The organism is Flagellatimonas centrodinii (assembly GCF_016918765.2).
Taxonomy (GTDB): Bacteria; Pseudomonadota; Gammaproteobacteria; order Nevskiales; family Nevskiaceae; genus Polycyclovorans; species Polycyclovorans centrodinii.
In genome coordinates, this window is the sequence record NZ_CP092104.1 from 2,240,677 (window position 1) to 2,255,563 (window position 14,887).

The window sequence follows — 14,887 nt, forward strand, 5'->3', positions numbered from 1 at the left end:
GAGATCGCCATGAACAAGCTTGAACAGCGGTCGATTGCCTTTACTGCCCTCGTCGCCATGTGGATGCTCGCAGCCCCGTTGCGCGCCCAGGTGGATCCGGACTGCACCGGCAGCAACCCTGGGACTGTCGACTGCATGGCCACTACCTATGCCGACGGCATCACGCATACCGCAAATGGCGGCGATCTGACCGTCAACAGCGCCAACGGGGTTACAAGCTACGGTACGGGCGGGTTCATCACCTCAGCCACCGGTGACAACAGGCTGACCATCACCAAAGGCACCGGAAACCTCAGCAGCAACGCGACCACCGGGACCCGTGCGCCCGTGGTCATCGGCGCCACCACAGAGAATGGGAATATCAGCGTCACGACGCAGGGTACGGTCCAGGGCGCCGCGGCCTTCGTGCAGTACGGCGTTCTCGCCGAAACACTGGGTGGCAACATCAGTCTGAACCTTGGCGGCACCGTCGCGACATCCGGAACATCCGGTGTCGGCGTTGCGGGCATTCGGGCCTTCAGTGCGGGCGGTGGAAACATCGACATCTTGGCTGCAGGCGCCAACGCCAATGCCAACGGTGGTATCGGCCTGCAGGCGATTTCAACAGGTGGGGATATCTCCGTGGTCTCGACGGGAACCATCGGAACACAGTCTTCCGCTGGGAGTAGCAATACGGGGGTCCACGCAGAGACGAGTGGAGCGGGCACCATCAACCTGGATCTGGGCGGGCAGGTACGGGGAGGTGGCTCCGGCAGTGGTGTACATGCGGTGGCCGATACCGGATCCATCACGATCAACCTGTCATCGGTTACAGCGCGCGGCGGCGCGGCGGTCACGACCCAGTCCAACGGAGTGGCCACCATCAACCTCAACTCGTCCATCTCAGTCCAGTCAATCGCGAATCCGATCTGCAGCTTCGGAGATTGTCTGCAAACCGGGGTGGACTACGCAGTGCGTAGCAGTGGGGGCGGCAGTGTCGAGGTCAACGTCATTGGTCCAGCTAACCTTGACCCGGTGCTTGGCGAGATTGATTCTCGAACGCGCGATGGTGTCAACATTCTCGCGCCCTTCGACTTCAGTGGCCTGCAAGGGGGTGCCGCCGTCAACTTCCATGCGGGATCACTCTGGCACCTGAGCGGCCGTGACAGTCCGCAGGCCACGGCACCCAGCGTGCTCTCGCCGGGAGACGACACGGTCAGCATCGCGCCGGGGGCCATGATGTTGACGTCGCCAGTCGGGCGCACGATTTCGGGCATCCCCGCCGAGAACGATCGTTTTCTGGTGGACTTTGGCGATGGGGAGGATCGCCTTGAAAATGCAGGGACCATCGTTGTGGGCAGCCGATTCAAGATCGCTGATCGCGGCGATGGCAGTACTGAGATGCGCTTCGAGAATCTCGAGCTGTTCGAGAACGCAGGGACCATGTGGATGGGCGCGGGGGTTGACACCAATACCCTAGGAAACCCGTTCCTCGCCGTGTCTCAGAACGGGCCTCAAGTGGCCGACGGCGACCGCTGGCCGGACGACATCCTTGCATTTCCGGGCGCGCGGTTCCACGGCGCCATGAATGAGGAAGGTGCGGCTATTGGCCGGATCATCGCTCACGCCGATATCGGCAAGATCGGCCAGGCAGGCTGTGGCTTCGAGTTTCGTGTAGGAAATTCCCAGGACCTTCCGGTGACGGACTGTATCGACCTGCGGGATGGCTATGCGACCGGCAGAACAAATTTTTTGATCGTGCAGCAAGTTCCAGGTGATCGGGGGGCCTTCAACCCGGAGGGTTCGGTCATCGTCGACGCAAGCGGTGCACAAGCTGAACTGAACGATCCGCAGGCGTTCGGTGTCGATCCAGACAGCGTGCAGTTCGGGACGATCAAGACGGCAGATGGTGAGCTTGGCGCAATCGATAAGGGCATTTTCTTCTACGCGATTGGATACGATGCTGAGGCCGGACAATACAAGCTGTATGGCCTGCAGGGTCAGGGTACGCAACAGTTCCCATTGTTGATGACGGCGACGAATCGGCTCTGGCAGCGCTCGGCCGGCGCCTGGTTTGATCGGCAGGTGGATCAGCGCGATCTGGCAGAAGGAGCGGACGTCGACCGCGGGCTCTGGCTCCGTGTATCCAGTGGGAGTACGGATCGGGATCTGAATACGCAGATTATGGTCGGTAGCCAAGCTGTGAGCTTTGACAACAGCTATGTACAAGACGATGTTACGACCACGTTCGGATGGGACTGGATCGGACAGTCCAACGAACTGGGATCGTTCGTCGCCGGCGGTATGCTCGGCTATGCCCGTTCCGATGTGGACTTTGACGAAAGTCCCAACCGCATGAACCTTCGCGGGATGCATCTGGGGGCATACAGCAGTCTGACGATAGGTGGTTATTACCTGGACATGGCGATCAGCCAGATGTGGGTGGATCTGGATAACGACCAACCAGCCCTGAACCTGGAGCCCGACACAGCAATCCTCAGTACACGGTCATCGTCGATTGGCGGCCGCCTGGAAACGGGCTGGCGTATTCCGCTTGGGTTCTTGCAGGTGGAACCTCTCGTGGGCCTTGCCTGGGTCAAGACAAGCATGTCTGGCATGCGTGTGCCGGCCTCAGATCCTGACCCGGACCGTATTGGGGGTAACGTCAGCTTCGAGGACCAGACGCAGAACAACGTCAGCTACGGCCTGCGCCTGAGCGTGGAGAACCTGTTCGCCAGCTTTGCGCCCACCGGCATCAGCCTGACGGCGCGCGCCATCGACGAGATCCACGGTACCAGCACGGTATCCGTTTCCAATCGTGGGCCCATCGACGCACCGGCTACGGACGCCCTCGACGGCACCTTTACCCAGATCTCCGGCAGCATCCACGTCAGCAATACCAGCCGCTCATTGGCAGGGTATGTGAATGTGGATTCGCTGGATGGCGACGACCTCTCAAGCGTCGGCATCGGTGCTGGGGTGCGGTATCAGTGGTGAACTGAACTGAGAGCCCGGCTCGTAAGAGCCGGGCCTTTACACAATCCGGATTTGTCGCGCCGTTGGCAGCGATTCCCAAGGCTGATCCGGCACTGCAGCGGCTACCGCGTGCTGTCGCCGCTGCTTCTGTATTTAGGCTTTGTGCCATAAACGGTTGCCTACGGCTCAGGCGCGCCGGAAGCTGTCGCCCCAAAGCTTGATCAGATACTTCTTTTCAGTCCGACTAAATTTTTTTGGGCCGTAAGTCGAGGCCCCTTACAGTCACAAACGCCCCATACCCCAGGTTAGCCGCCAAATCGGCGGCTTCAGCATCCAGCCGGGCTATCACCTCGTCGAACCCTATTCGGTTCCCCGTATCCGGATCCTTCCAGAATCGGTCGGTCGAGACTGAAATCAACAAGCAGCCAACACGCCGATGTTCCGGTGTCATGTACTTTCCAATCAACTGCGTACGGAGCGCGCCCTGTAGATCGGAGAAGGAGTAGCCGTTTTCGCCGACCTTGAGTTCAATCACCGCCTCAAGATGAGCTGAGGTAGAGGTCAGGCGGATATCGGACTCTTTCTCGTCCCCCGTCACGGCTTCCTGATTGACCACGTAGGCGCTCCGGGCCATCTTCTGCAGCTCTGCTGCCAGCGCACGGCGCAGTAGTCGCTCGATGCTGATCGTCGCCCAGAGCTCCCTCGGTGACGCATCCTGGAACAGAAGATCTTCGATGTCGGCAAGCCTCGTGTCGAGCAAGGCTGCCATTTCCACGCGGCTGGTTGGTGAGAAATCATGTTCCCGCTCCAGTTGCAGGACGTTGGCCTCGCTCAAGACGACGGAATCCCACTCTACCGCCAAATTCTCCAAGGCTATCGCCCGGATACGATCGCGGTGACGCGCGACCTCAGGGTCCTCGGCGAACTGCATCGTGATTTCCCATGCACCCGGTCCCTTGATGCCCAATAGCGCGCTCTCCAGCGCACTCCGGCCATGCTGCGCATGGTCCCGAGGAACGGGCGAGTAAACGCCATCATGATGCAGATCGTCCTCGAACCTGACGTGCCGGTTGGCCAGCCGGACGAGCCGCAGCAGCAGTTCAGGCTCCGCCCCGAACCTTGCCAGATCCAGATCAGATCTGTGCCCGAACAGCGACGAGAACCAGCCGACCACCTGTGATTCCGGCGCAGGTGGGATCGGCATGGCCAGCCGCTCCATTTCGACGACGCACACCGCTGGATCCAGGTGTGCGAGGATCGGAAGCCAGAACAGGATCTCTGCGGGTTCGGGTGTGCGCTGCAACCTCGATAGTCCTACTGCTCGCGAATACGCAGCGTCTTGGTCGTCTCCATGGTCGAGAAGAAGCTTCGTCGCGCATCTGACCTTGTCGGCCTCCAAGATGGAAGCATCGCCATTGGAAAGCGCATCCTTCAGCCAAGACCGGATGCGTACCAAGAACAGCGAGATGATCGCGGGGGAGGCATGGGAGACATCCCGTAGGAGCATCGAGTGCTTCGTATCTACATCCTCTAGCTCGTCCATGAGCTCGTTCCCGATCGTTGTATCCACAACAGACGGATGCGCACTAGCAACTGCTTCGAGCCAAGGTGGCAATCGATTCAGATCCAACAATGCGTAACGGCAAGCAAGGTCAGCTTCTTCTGCTGTGAGCTTGGATGCCCAGGAGGCGCCATCAGACTCCGCATAGAGGCCAGCAAGACCCATTTGCCACCGCAACAGATAGCTGTTCCGCTGATCTGGAGGCCGCTCTGACCGCAGGGTAGGTCGATCATTACGCCAGACTGCCGCGAGCGCGACTCTGAAGCGATCCGTCATGTCCTTGTCGAAGACCCGTTCGATGAACCCAGGGTTCCATCCGGAGAACGAGCGATCTTGAGCATCCTTCTCCATGGCACGCCAAAGGTCCCAACTGGTGTTTTCGATGCGGCTCTCCGAGAAGGCGGTCTCTGGATCGTTGTTTAACTCGCGCCAGAACAGCTTCCAGCTGGCAAGATTCTTGGCGTGCTTCCGTTTGGCCTTTTTCTTCCGCTTTTCCCCTTCGATCTGCCACGCGGGGGGAGGGCGCGGGTTCTCCACCGCGTTCAGATACCCTTTGGCGCGGTTCTCCAGCACTCCGCTGTCGCTGGACATCGCAACAAGTTGCTTCAGCCATGCCAGGCGACCCGGGTGGCTATGCGAGTATTGGAGGGCCGTCTCCAGGGCAAGTTCGCGATCTGGAAGCGGCCTCGAGGTGTCGGAAAGCGTGTGTAGCAGCCATTTGGCATCCTTCTTGAGTTCGATCTGGTATGCACCATACGAATGAAACAGATGGAACCTAGGGCACGGGCCGCATTCGTCCTTCGGGTAGTGCTCCCTGACCAATCGGTCGTTGGCCCAGAACACGCCCGCCCGGATCTCGCTCGGTGCGTCGGCGAGGACGGCCCTCAGGATCTTGGTGTCCTCGGCGTCATCACGATCCAGTCTCGCCAGTAATCCGGACAATGCGACGGCGTTGAAGAGGTCGGGGCAGGTGTCCCCCATCTCCAGCCGGCGGCGGCTGACGACCTGCAACGCAGGCACCAGATCCTGGCGATCGGACGTGACTCGATAGTGCTGGACATGCCAGCGGCAACTGTCTGATACCAGTGCTGCCAGTCCGTGTTGCAGCTTAGCCAAGACCATTGGATCCAATTGTGCCTTGACGATTGCCAGCGGCAACACGATGGAGATGCCCCCGATCTCACGCGATTTCGGGGATAGGCGCGCAAGCGCCTTGACGAGTTGCGGAACCGACAGGTGCTGGGGGAATAGGTGGACGATGACTGATCGTGCCAAGTCTTCATGCCAGCCGGGCGATGCGGAGGCAACCAAATCCAGCAATTTCGGTAGGCGCGAATCCTGAAGTTGCGCGAGCGCCAAAAGTCCATTCAATCGATCGCGCGCATCATTGTTTTGATCGATGGCAACGTCATAGGCGATGTCTGCGCGGCCAATCATCTGCCCAGCGCCGATCAGTTCAAGCAGCGTCTCCCGAACTTCGGGATTCTCGACGCCGCCAGCCCATAGGCGGGTGGTGACCTCTTGGAGATCGTTCGTCGCCAGTCGTTGTACCTGTAGATTCGGAATCCCTTGGCCCCGCCAGCCGCCAGCGCCGTACTTGCGAACGTATCGCTCGAGCGCCCGCGTCCGCAGCGCCAAGGTCAATGAGCCGGGATCGCCGTACCGCAGCAGAACACTCGGTTCGTGTTCGAGTAGTTCGGAGCAAACGGGCGGAATGTAGGGCGCCAACCAAGCGGCAACGGGCTGGAGCGAAGGCTTGGCGATTCGCTGGCCTTCCGGTGTCGTGGCGAACAGCAGGCGCATTAGCGCTCGGATCGGGAGCCCACGATCCACGAGCGACTTGAGTCTTTCCGCCGCCAGGAACTCAATGATGGTTCGGTTGTGGAATCGAACCCGTCCGTAGGTGGCGAAGCCGAATAGAGGGCGTTCGAGCAGTGTTTTTACTTCATCGTCTGTCCAGTCATCCAGAATCTTTGTCGGATTCAGCGGCGCATCCCCTTGGCCGCGGTCATTGTCGCTGCTGTGCCAGAGTGTCAGTTTTCGCGAGAGCAGGGCCGCTAGGGCCAATCGGGCTGCTCCTTCGCGCGCCCGTTGTGGCGGCAGCTGAGTACGTTCCTGCCGGTCGCCGCGGGGCCGCAGCTTTATCTCGAGGCTGTTATCCACTTGCTCGCGATGGGCGCGAATGCACCCATGCACCTTCCAGTCGCCGCAAAGCTCCAGAAAATCCAACGGACGTTTTGCGAAGTCGGGTTCTACCCCGTAACCACGGACGGTTTGGAAAGAGCTGAAAACTTCTGATCCTGCTTGGCGACTCTACGCCGCATTCTCGGGTTGTGGAATCGCTCGATGTAGTCGAACACATCCGCCTTGGCGACATCGAGCGTCGGATACTTCACACGGTGCGTGCGCTCCCGCTTGAGCATGCCGAAGAAGCCCTCGCAGGCAGCGTTGTCTCCGCAATGGCCAACGGCACTCATTGAGCACAGCAGCGTGTTCCTGGTCAGATAGCGTTGATAGTCACTGCTGCGGAATTGGCTGCCGCGATCCGAATGTAGGATCACTGACCATCCGCCCTGACGTTGCCAGATCGCCATTTCGACGGCCCGGATCACCATCTGACGGTCCTGCCGGTGATGCATCGACCACCCGATCACGAGCTTGCTGAACAGGTCGAGGACGACGCATAGATACAGCTTGCCCTCGTCGGTTTTGATCTCGGTGATGTCGGTCACCCACTTGGTCTCGGGCTCCAAAGCATTGAAATCCCGCTCCAGCAGATTGCGCACGCCAGGTGGCGGCAGCCCCGGCTGACCGCGCGGGCCGCGCCGTTTCCTGCGCGGCCAGCCCTGCACGCCGTGCAGCGCCATCAGGCGAGCCACGCGATTGACGCTGGCAGTCTCACCTTCTTCGGCAAGATCCTCCTGCATGCGAGGCGCACCCAGAACGCCACGGCTGTCTTCGTGAAGCTCACGGATGCGTGCAAGCAGTCGATCGTTGTCGACCTGACGTGCGCTGGGCTGGCGCGTACTCCAGCCGTAATAACCGCTCGGCGACACCCGCAGGCAGCGGCACATCAGGCGAACAGGGAAATCATCGCGGCAACGCTCGATCGCCTGATATCTCAGGACGACCCCTTGGCAAAGAACGTCGCCGCTTCGCGTAAAAAATCCCGCTCCTTCTTCACCCGGGCAAGCTCGCGTTTGAGCCGCGCCAGCTCCTCATCGCGGGCGGTGCCCGTGCCACCAAAGGCGACTTGCCCTTGGCCCTCAATCTCGCGCTTCCAGCGGGTTAGCAGGCTGTCCCGGATGCCCAACTCCCGGGCGACCTGCGCGCAACTCACACCCGGCTGGCGGCACTGCTCAACAGCCCCGCGCTTGAACTCCGGGCTGAACTTCCTTCGCTTCGACATGAACACTCCTTTTGGCCATTGTCGGCCTTCTCGAAAGTGTCCGTGCTATCGGGGTAGAACCCGTCATGGGCATGGTGGGCATTGACAGCATCGAGCAGCGCATCCGGATCATCCACGTCTTGGGCGGTTGCGAGCGCGCGCATCTGCTTTTCGTCCAGCGCCGAAAGGGCGACAAATCGCCACTCCGGCGTCGAGCGCTCGGCCGGCTTCTCTTTGTTCACGCTCATCGCTACGTTTGCGAAGTAGTCTTCCGGTACGAACACTTTTGGCGGCGGTTGGACCGGGAGCCACTTTTTAACGAGGGTCAAGTCGAACGCGGTCGGCCGCGTCGTCAGCACGATGCATGCTCGCTCAAGGTTGTCGCCCAGGGCTGCGGCGAACCGCTTGAGCGTCGTTTCAAAAGAGCGCCGGGTGAGCTTCAGCTCGTCGACTGAGTCCAGGAAGAAGAATGCACGTTCTGTCTGCGCTGCTTTCCAGTTGTCGAAGCGCTGCTTCTCCCCGACGGAAAACTGTCTTTCCAAGACGTCTGTCGCCAGCGTGGCCAGTTCCACAAAGAATGCTGATCGGCCCTCCTCCCAAAGCCTTTGCTGTTGGCGTTGACACTCATAGGTCTTGCCCATACCAGCTTCTGAGACGATCAGGACGCGCTCAGACTCCAACAGGGTAGACCAACCCGTCCTTCCTCCCACGGCGAAATCGGCCAGAAGCTCAGCGTTTTCAAGTTGGGTGCATTCATCTGTGGGAAGATCAAAAAAAGTTCGATTCAGCGCTTGTCCAGTCGTCGTCATCGGGTAAGTGTTGAGAGCGGAAGCTCCGCCGTCAAGCAAGCACTTCGGAAGTAGCACTTTTGGTAACTGCGAGCGGTAATCGGTAGGCGTGAGCTCGTCCTGCGCGGAGTTGGGGGCCGGAGTGAATATCCGCAGTGCCGAGACCGAGCTGCCCTGCGGTCATGCCCGTGGCCCTTTTTGATAGGGGCGGCGGAATCAGGGTGCATCAACCTGCAGTTTGATGCGATGAGTGTGGGTGTGAAGCTTCAGTATTGAGCGCTGGGCGGCGAGTGCTGAGGAAGTGCACCGAGTCATATCGCTCAGCTTGGCTTTGCGCGCAGATGGCGATAGGATTAAATCCTACTCGATGGAGGCTGCCATGCGATCAACCCAGCAACTCAGCATCACCCTGCCGAATGAGATGGCCGACGCCATTCGTGAAAAGGTGGCATCGGGCGAGTACGCGAGCGAAAGCGAAGTGATCCGTGACGGCTTGCGTGCGCTGTTGGCGCGGGATCGGGCCGTGGCCCTCTGGCTTCGTGAGCAGGTTGCGCCGGCATACGATGCGGTGAAGGCAACGCCATCGCGAGTGAAGACCGCATCGCAGGTGCGTGAGACGGTCGCCAAAGCCGCCCGGCGTCCCCGCGGGAAGTGATGGATCGCTACCTGGTCGTTTTTACACCGGAAGCGGAGGCACAGCTTGAGGCGCTCTACCACCACTTGGCGGTAGAAGGGTTCCCGCAGGTTGCGGCGCGATATGTGGATGCCGTGATCGATCACTGCGAGAAACTGGAGCTGTTCCCGGTGCGAGGGCTATTGCGTGACGACATCCGTCCGGGACTGAGGCTGACCAACTATCGAAAGCACACCATCATCGCGTTCACCATTGAGGCTGATCGCGTGGTGATCGTCGGCGTGTTCCACGGCGGCCAGAACTATGAGGCAGCCCTTGCGGATGAGTAGGCCCCATCGCTCATGGCAGCGCCGTTAGCCAGGCCGCCGCTCCTGTTGATGTCTGAAAGTGGCACAGGTGTGCTATGTCTGGCGCCGGCCTCTGCGCCCGGCATCTCGGATAATCCCCCCATGCCCACCCTCCTCATAGACGGCCACAACTTGCTCTATGCCACCTGGGCCTTGTTCGGGGCACATTGGGAAGATGAGCACCCGCGGCGGGCGGCGCGTGAGGCGCTGATCGCGTGGTTGCTGAGTCGTTTGGAGGGGGAGGGGCTGGACACCGCCCTGTACTTCGACGGACCTGCCGCGAGCGTGGCGGCGCGGTCACCTTCGCTGGCGGTGGTCTACTCCGGTGGCGAAGGCGCCCAGCGCGCGGACGCGGCCATCCTGCGGCATCTGGCGCGGCTGTCGGCGGATGCCCGGGCCGCTCCGGTGACCGTGGTCACCCGTGACCTCAAGCTGGCCCGCCGTGCCCGTAAGCGTGGCGCGGTGGTGGTGGACCCGGTGGCGTTCTGTACGGGGCTCGGTGGGCTGCCGCCGGACGCGGCAGCGGCAACCGGCACCAGCGTCAGCGTAACGCGATCAACACCAGTGCCACCGCCGCCGGCAGCGCCTGAATGAACAGGATCTTGCGGCTGGCGGTGGCGGCGCCGAACAGGCCGGCGGCCAGCACGCACAGCAGGAAGAACACGGTGATGTCGGTGCCGGCGCGGCCGAGGTAAAGCCCCCAGATCAACCCGGCAGCAAGAAAGCCGTTGTACAGGCCCTGGTTGGCGGCCAGCACTTTGGTGGTGGCGGCCTCTTCGGCGCTCAGTCCGAAGGCGCGGCGTCCCGCCGGTTTGTCCCACAGGAACATTTCCAGTGTCAGGAAATAGAGGTGGAGGACGGCGATCAGGCCGACGATGACAGCGATGATGAGGTCCATGGCAGCTCCTTCTGCAAGGCAATCGCCGGGCCGATCGGGCCGGGCCGCGTCAGCTTAGGCCGCAGGGACGGCGGTGTCGATGTCGCCGGGCTCAGGCCCGCCGCCAGCGCTGCCCGTCCTTGCTGTCCTCCACCAGGATGCCCTCTGCCGCCAGGGCATCGCGCAGACGATCGGAGGCAGCCCAGTCGCGGGCGGCGCGGGCGGCGACGCGTTCGGCGAGCATGGCCTCCAGCGCCGGGGACAGGCCCTCGGCAGCATCGCCGTGGGCAAACCAGTCCGCCGGGTCGCCCTGCAGCAGGCCCAGCAGTCGACCGGCGGCCAGCAGGTCGGCCTTGGCGGCGGCGCGGGCGTCCGGCGTGGTGGCCTTGTTGGCGTCACGCGATAGCTCGAACAGCACGGCCAGGGCCTGCGGGGTGTTGAGGTCGTCTTCCAGCGCGGCAACGAAGGCGGCCGGGGCGGGACGGTTGGGGGTGGCGGTGACGTCGGCGAGATCGCGCAGGGCGCCGTAGAGGCGGTCCAGTTTCTTGCTGGCCTCGGCGAGCACGTCGTCGGTCCAGTCCAGCGGCTGGCGGTAGTGGGCGGTGAGCAGCACCAGGCGGATGGCTTCGCCGGGCGCCTGTTCCAGCAGCTTGCGTACCAGCAGCACGTTGCCGATGGACTTGCTCATCTTCTCGCTGTTGACGTTGAGAAAGCCGTTGTGCACCCAGTAGCGGGCGAAGGCTTTGCCGCCGTGGGCGCAGACGCTCTGGGCGTTCTCGTTTTCGTGGTGCGGAAAGATCAGGTCATGGCCGCCGCCATGGATGTCGATGGTCTCGCCGAGCAGCGCTTCGGCCATGGCCGAGCATTCGATGTGCCAGCCCGGGCGACCGCGGCCCCAGGGCGAGTCCCAGCCGGGCTGATCCTCGCTGGAGGGTTTCCACAGCACGAAGTCGCCGGCGTGCCGCTTGTAAGGGGCCACCTCGACCCGGGCACCGGCCATCAGGCTCTGCTCGTCGCGCTTGGACAGTTGGCCGTAGTCGGCGAAGCCGCGGGTGTGGAACAGCACATGGCCCTCGGCGGCGTAGGCGTGCCCGCTGTCGACCAGACGGCCGATCATGTCGAGGATCTGCGGCAGGTGCTCGGTGACCCGTGGCTCGAAGTCCGGTCGTGCCACGCCGAGGGCGGCCAGGTCCTCGTGATAGGCCGCGGCATAGCGGTCGGTGATGACGCGGATATCCACGCCTTCCTTCACCGCGGCGGCGTTGATCTTGTCGTCGATGTCGGTGATGTTGCGCACGTAATCGACCCGCGGATAACGCGCCCGCAGCACCCGCGACAGCACGTCGAACACCACCGCCGGCCGCGCGTTACCGATATGCGCGTAGCTGTACACGGTAGGGCCGCAGACATACATCGTCACGCGATTGGGGTCGAGCGGGGTGAAGACGTCCTTGCGGCCCGTCAGGGTGTTATGAAGGTGCATGCGGCCGGGGTCCCGGAGATTTCAGCGCGCAAGGATACCGTGGTCGCCAGTTGGCGGCGGGTTCCGCCTGGCCACTGCGGCGGTCGTACAATCCGCCGTCTCCCAGTTGCTGGAATCCCGCCGTGCAAAGAACGCTGCTGATGTTGACCGCCCTGCTGCTGTCCGGCTGCGCACTGATGCAGCAGTTGGTGGAGACGCCGACACTGCGGGTCGCCAATGTCAGCATGGCCAGTGGCGGGCTGATGGAACAGGTGGTGACCTTCGAGTTTCTGGTCGACAACCCGAATCCGTTCCGGCTGCCGGTGGCAGGCATGGCGTACACGCTGGAGCTGGGCGGCGTCGAGGTCGGCCGGGGCGAGCAGTCGCAGGGCATCACCCTGCCGGCGAATGGCACGGCCCGTTGGCCGGTCACCTTCCGCATCAACGGCTTCAAGCTGGCGCAGGGGCTGCTCGAGCGGGGCAACCTGAAGGATCTCGACTACCGTCTGTTCGGCAGTTTCCGTTTCAGCGACTCAACCGGCGTGCCGGGCCTGCCGTTCGACAAGCGCGGGCTGATTGGCGGCTGACCGGGCCCGCCTGCGGTCGTGCGGCCCGCGCTATTCTTGGGCGGCGCATCCCAGCCGGACTCCCCATGTCTGCCGAGCATCACCACCGTGGCCGTTTCCGCAACCCCCATAACCGCGATCCGCACAGTGGGGCCGGTCTGCTGAAGTTTCTCGGCCAGTGGGCGCGGTCGCGGCCCAGCGGGGCGCCGCCGGTGAGCTGCCGACCGGATCTCGCGTTCCTCGCCGGCAACCGTTCGGTGCGCACCGCCACCTGGATCGGCCATGCCAGCTTTCTGATCCAGCTCGACGGGCTCAACATCCTCACCGACCCCCACCTGTCGCCGCGTGCCTCGCCGGTGCAATGGGCGGGGCCGGAGCGCCTGCTGCCACCGGCACTGACGCATGAGCAGATCCCGCCGGTGGATGTGGTGCTGATCTCGCACAACCACTACGACCATCTCGATGCCGCCACCGTGCGCTGGCTGGCGATGGCGCACAGCCCGCTGTTCATCGTGCCACTCGGCAACGCACCGCTGCTGCGCCGGCTGGGCGCGCAACGGGTGGAGGAGCTGGACTGGTGGGGGCTGCATCGGCGCGGCGGGCTGAACGTACGGTTGGTGCCAGCCCAGCATTTTTCCGGCCGCGGGGCGGGAGATCGCAATGCCACGCTGTGGGGTGGTTTCGTGTTCGAGGCGGACGGCGCCAAGGTGTATTTCGCCGGCGATACCGGCTATAGCCCCGACTTCGCCGACATCGGCCGCCGTCTGGGGCCGATCGACCTGTCGTTGATCCCGATTGGCGCCTACGACCCGCGGCAGTTCATGCGGCCCATGCACATCGATCCGGAAGAGGCCGTCCAGATTCACCTGGACGTGCGCAGCAAGCGTTCGCTGGCGATGCACTGGGGCACCTTCCGGCTGACGCTGGAACCGCTGGATGAGCCGCCGGTGCGGTTGGGTCGGGCGCGTGCAGCTGCGGGCCTGGCCGACAGCGCCTTCACGGTGCCGGTGCCCGGCGAAACGCTGACCTGGTGATGGTCGTTGCCGGGCCTCAGTCGGCGGCCAGCAGATCCTGCAGTGCCTGCTGGCGCGCCTCGGCCGGTTGTTCCGCCAGCGCCGCTACCGCCGCATGGAAACGCGGCCAGTCTTCGCCGCTGTCGCGGAACAGCGTAGCGAAGGCGCCGGTCCAGGCGTCGTAGAGGCCGAACGGCAGCAGCTTGGCATTGTTCAGCTCCCCGTCGAACCAGTGATCGTAGCCGCGCCAGCCCCCCCAGGTGGCGCGCAGTGCGTCACAACGGTTGCGGAGGTCGTTGAAGGCGGCATTGCGTGCGGCTTCCAGCCGCACCGGCTGGTCCCGATAGCGTTCGTAGTCGGCCGCCAGCCGGGCGCGGGTCTCCAGCACGGCAGACACGAAGTCATGGCGACGGCCGCGTAACAGATGCCAGTCGGGCTCGTTCAGCTGGCGCTGCGAGAGCCAGGCTGCCAGACCGGCATCTTCGACAAAGCTCGCATACGACTCGTTGAACGCGGTGTCGTCCGGCACGAACACCTGTTGATGCGCCAGTTCATGAAACACCGTGCCCACCAGCTGGGCATTGCTCCAGCCCATCATGGTGTTGAGCACCGGGTCGTCGAACCAGCCGAGGGTGGAGTAGGCCGGCACCGGGGCGACGTGGACATCCAGTCCGTCCGCCGCCAGCTTGCGGGCCTGCCGCTCGGCGCGCGACAGGTCGAAGAAGCCCTGGTAGGCCATACACCCCACCAGCGGATGACACACCTCGCGCGGCACCAGGCTATAGCGCGGGGTGGCGAACACGTTCCATACCACCGCGTCGCGGTGCAGGTCGGCGTACTGGGTGTAGCTGCCGTTATCGGGCAGGCCGAGATCGGTGACGGCGAAGCGGCGGGCGTCCAGCACCAGTCCGAGACGTGCAGCGAGTGCCGGATCGGTGTCGCGATCGGCCAGCAGGGTGCTGATCGGCACGCGCGCCTGCAGTAGTGCCCACTGGCCCTGCGCCAGGTGGCCGTAGTAGCCCATCCGCATGCAGCCGGTCAGGGCCAACAGTGGCAGTGTCGACAGAGCGAGGGTGGTGCGGCGCATCTGCAAAGTGTACGACGGCGGCGACGCAACACGATGTCGAAACCGCCTGCATCCGATCCGGCGATACCGGCGTAATCAAAGTGGCTCGCGTCGAAATTCAGATCCCTGGCTCGGCGTGGGCCTCCTGAACCACGGCACTGTCCCTGCCCGTGGCGCGATTGCGGACGGCCTCACCGCCGTCCGCTTTTTTAAGCCTGCGGCTGCAGCGG

Annotated in this window: 12 protein-coding genes; 6 read left to right on the top strand and 6 right to left on the bottom strand. The window is 63.1% G+C overall.

The annotated features are described in order from the left end of the window. Window positions 1-9: 9 nt before the first annotated feature. Complete coding sequence (locus JN531_RS10480) at window positions 10-2,976, top strand: autotransporter outer membrane beta-barrel domain-containing protein (protein WP_228348815.1); 2,967 nt, start codon at window positions 10-12, stop codon at window positions 2,974-2,976. A 223-nt stretch (window positions 2,977-3,199) separates the two neighbouring features. Here JN531_RS10480 and JN531_RS10485 read toward each other — a convergent pair whose 3' ends face one another. The 3 genes from JN531_RS10485 to JN531_RS10495 all read right to left on the bottom strand — a co-directional run bounded on the left by JN531_RS10485 (window position 3,200) and on the right by JN531_RS10495 (window position 8,713). Beyond that, window positions 3,200-6,745, bottom strand: coding sequence for a hypothetical protein (locus JN531_RS10485; RefSeq protein WP_228348816.1), 3,546 nt, complete (start codon window positions 6,743-6,745; stop codon window positions 3,200-3,202). A gap of 23 nt (window positions 6,746-6,768) precedes the next feature. Beyond that, window positions 6,769-7,925 (bottom strand): IS3 family transposase gene (locus JN531_RS10490; RefSeq protein ID WP_228347778.1). Its coding sequence is split into 2 segments (ribosomal slippage): window positions 6,769-7,685 and window positions 7,685-7,925, totalling 1,158 coding nucleotides; the frame shifts between segments, so codons are not numbered across the junction. After that, window positions 7,853-8,713, bottom strand: coding sequence for a hypothetical protein (locus JN531_RS10495; RefSeq protein ID WP_228348817.1), 861 nt, complete (start codon window positions 8,711-8,713; stop codon window positions 7,853-7,855). Before JN531_RS10495 ends, JN531_RS10490 begins: the two co-directional genes overlap by 73 nt. A gap of 358 nt (window positions 8,714-9,071) precedes the next feature. On the opposite strand from JN531_RS10495, the gene JN531_RS10500 reads away from it, so the two are divergent. The 3 genes from JN531_RS10500 to JN531_RS10510 all read left to right on the top strand — a co-directional run bounded on the left by JN531_RS10500 (window position 9,072) and on the right by JN531_RS10510 (window position 10,267). Next, window positions 9,072-9,347, top strand: a complete 276-nt coding sequence (locus tag JN531_RS10500; RefSeq protein ID WP_228348818.1) for a ribbon-helix-helix domain-containing protein — start codon at window positions 9,072-9,074, stop codon at window positions 9,345-9,347. Beyond that, complete coding sequence (locus JN531_RS10505; protein ID WP_228348819.1) at window positions 9,347-9,655, top strand: type II toxin-antitoxin system RelE/ParE family toxin; 309 nt, start codon at window positions 9,347-9,349, stop codon at window positions 9,653-9,655. Before JN531_RS10500 ends, JN531_RS10505 begins: the two co-directional genes overlap by 1 nt. A 120-nt stretch (window positions 9,656-9,775) precedes the next feature. Then, complete coding sequence (locus tag JN531_RS10510) at window positions 9,776-10,267, top strand: NYN domain-containing protein (RefSeq protein ID WP_228348820.1); 492 nt, start codon at window positions 9,776-9,778, stop codon at window positions 10,265-10,267. On the opposite strand, the gene JN531_RS10515 is transcribed toward JN531_RS10510, so the two are convergent. Both JN531_RS10515 and cysS read right to left on the bottom strand, forming a co-directional pair. After that, window positions 10,215-10,571, bottom strand: coding sequence for a DUF1304 domain-containing protein (locus JN531_RS10515; protein WP_228348821.1), 357 nt, complete (start codon window positions 10,569-10,571; stop codon window positions 10,215-10,217). The two genes, JN531_RS10510 and JN531_RS10515, sit on opposite strands and share 53 nt — an antisense overlap. Before the next feature lie 91 nt (window positions 10,572-10,662). Beyond that, the gene (cysS, locus tag JN531_RS10520) at window positions 10,663-12,033 is read right to left on the bottom strand and encodes a cysteine--tRNA ligase (RefSeq protein ID WP_228348822.1); all 1,371 of its coding nucleotides are present in this window, start codon (window positions 12,031-12,033) and stop codon (window positions 10,663-10,665) included. 122 nt (window positions 12,034-12,155) lie between these two features. Here cysS and JN531_RS10525 point away from each other — a divergent pair, with 122 nt between their 5' ends. Together JN531_RS10525 and JN531_RS10530 are read left to right on the top strand one after the other, a co-directional pair. Further along, window positions 12,156-12,599: an LEA/WHy family protein gene (locus JN531_RS10525; protein WP_228348823.1), complete on the top strand. Its 444-nt coding sequence runs from the start codon at window positions 12,156-12,158 to the stop codon at window positions 12,597-12,599. 65 nt (window positions 12,600-12,664) lie between these two features. Further along, on the top strand, window positions 12,665-13,612 hold the full coding sequence (locus JN531_RS10530; RefSeq protein WP_228348824.1) for an MBL fold metallo-hydrolase: 948 nt from the start codon (window positions 12,665-12,667) through the stop codon (window positions 13,610-13,612). 16 nt (window positions 13,613-13,628) lie between these two features. Here JN531_RS10530 and JN531_RS10535 read toward each other — a convergent pair whose 3' ends face one another. Beyond that, window positions 13,629-14,678: an aminopeptidase gene (locus JN531_RS10535; RefSeq protein ID WP_228348825.1), complete on the bottom strand. Its 1,050-nt coding sequence runs from the start codon at window positions 14,676-14,678 to the stop codon at window positions 13,629-13,631. Window positions 14,679-14,887: the final 209 nt, after the last annotated feature.

Coding starts and splice junctions, on each gene's coding strand:
- JN531_RS10480 (WP_228348815.1), top strand. CDS start 10: ATGAACAAGCTTGAACAGCGGTCGATTGCCTTTACTGCCCTCGTCGCC.
- JN531_RS10495 (WP_228348817.1), bottom strand. CDS start 8,713: ATGACGACGACTGGACAAGCGCTGAATCGAACTTTTTTTGATCTTCCC.
- JN531_RS10500 (WP_228348818.1), top strand. CDS start 9,072: ATGCGATCAACCCAGCAACTCAGCATCACCCTGCCGAATGAGATGGCC.
- JN531_RS10505 (WP_228348819.1), top strand. CDS start 9,347: ATGGATCGCTACCTGGTCGTTTTTACACCGGAAGCGGAGGCACAGCTT.
- JN531_RS10510 (WP_228348820.1), top strand. CDS start 9,776: ATGCCCACCCTCCTCATAGACGGCCACAACTTGCTCTATGCCACCTGG.
- JN531_RS10515 (WP_228348821.1), bottom strand. CDS start 10,571: ATGGACCTCATCATCGCTGTCATCGTCGGCCTGATCGCCGTCCTCCAC.
- cysS (WP_228348822.1), bottom strand. CDS start 12,033: ATGCACCTTCATAACACCCTGACGGGCCGCAAGGACGTCTTCACCCCG.
- JN531_RS10530 (WP_228348824.1), top strand. CDS start 12,665: ATGTCTGCCGAGCATCACCACCGTGGCCGTTTCCGCAACCCCCATAAC.
- JN531_RS10535 (WP_228348825.1), bottom strand. CDS start 14,678: ATGCGCCGCACCACCCTCGCTCTGTCGACACTGCCACTGTTGGCCCTG.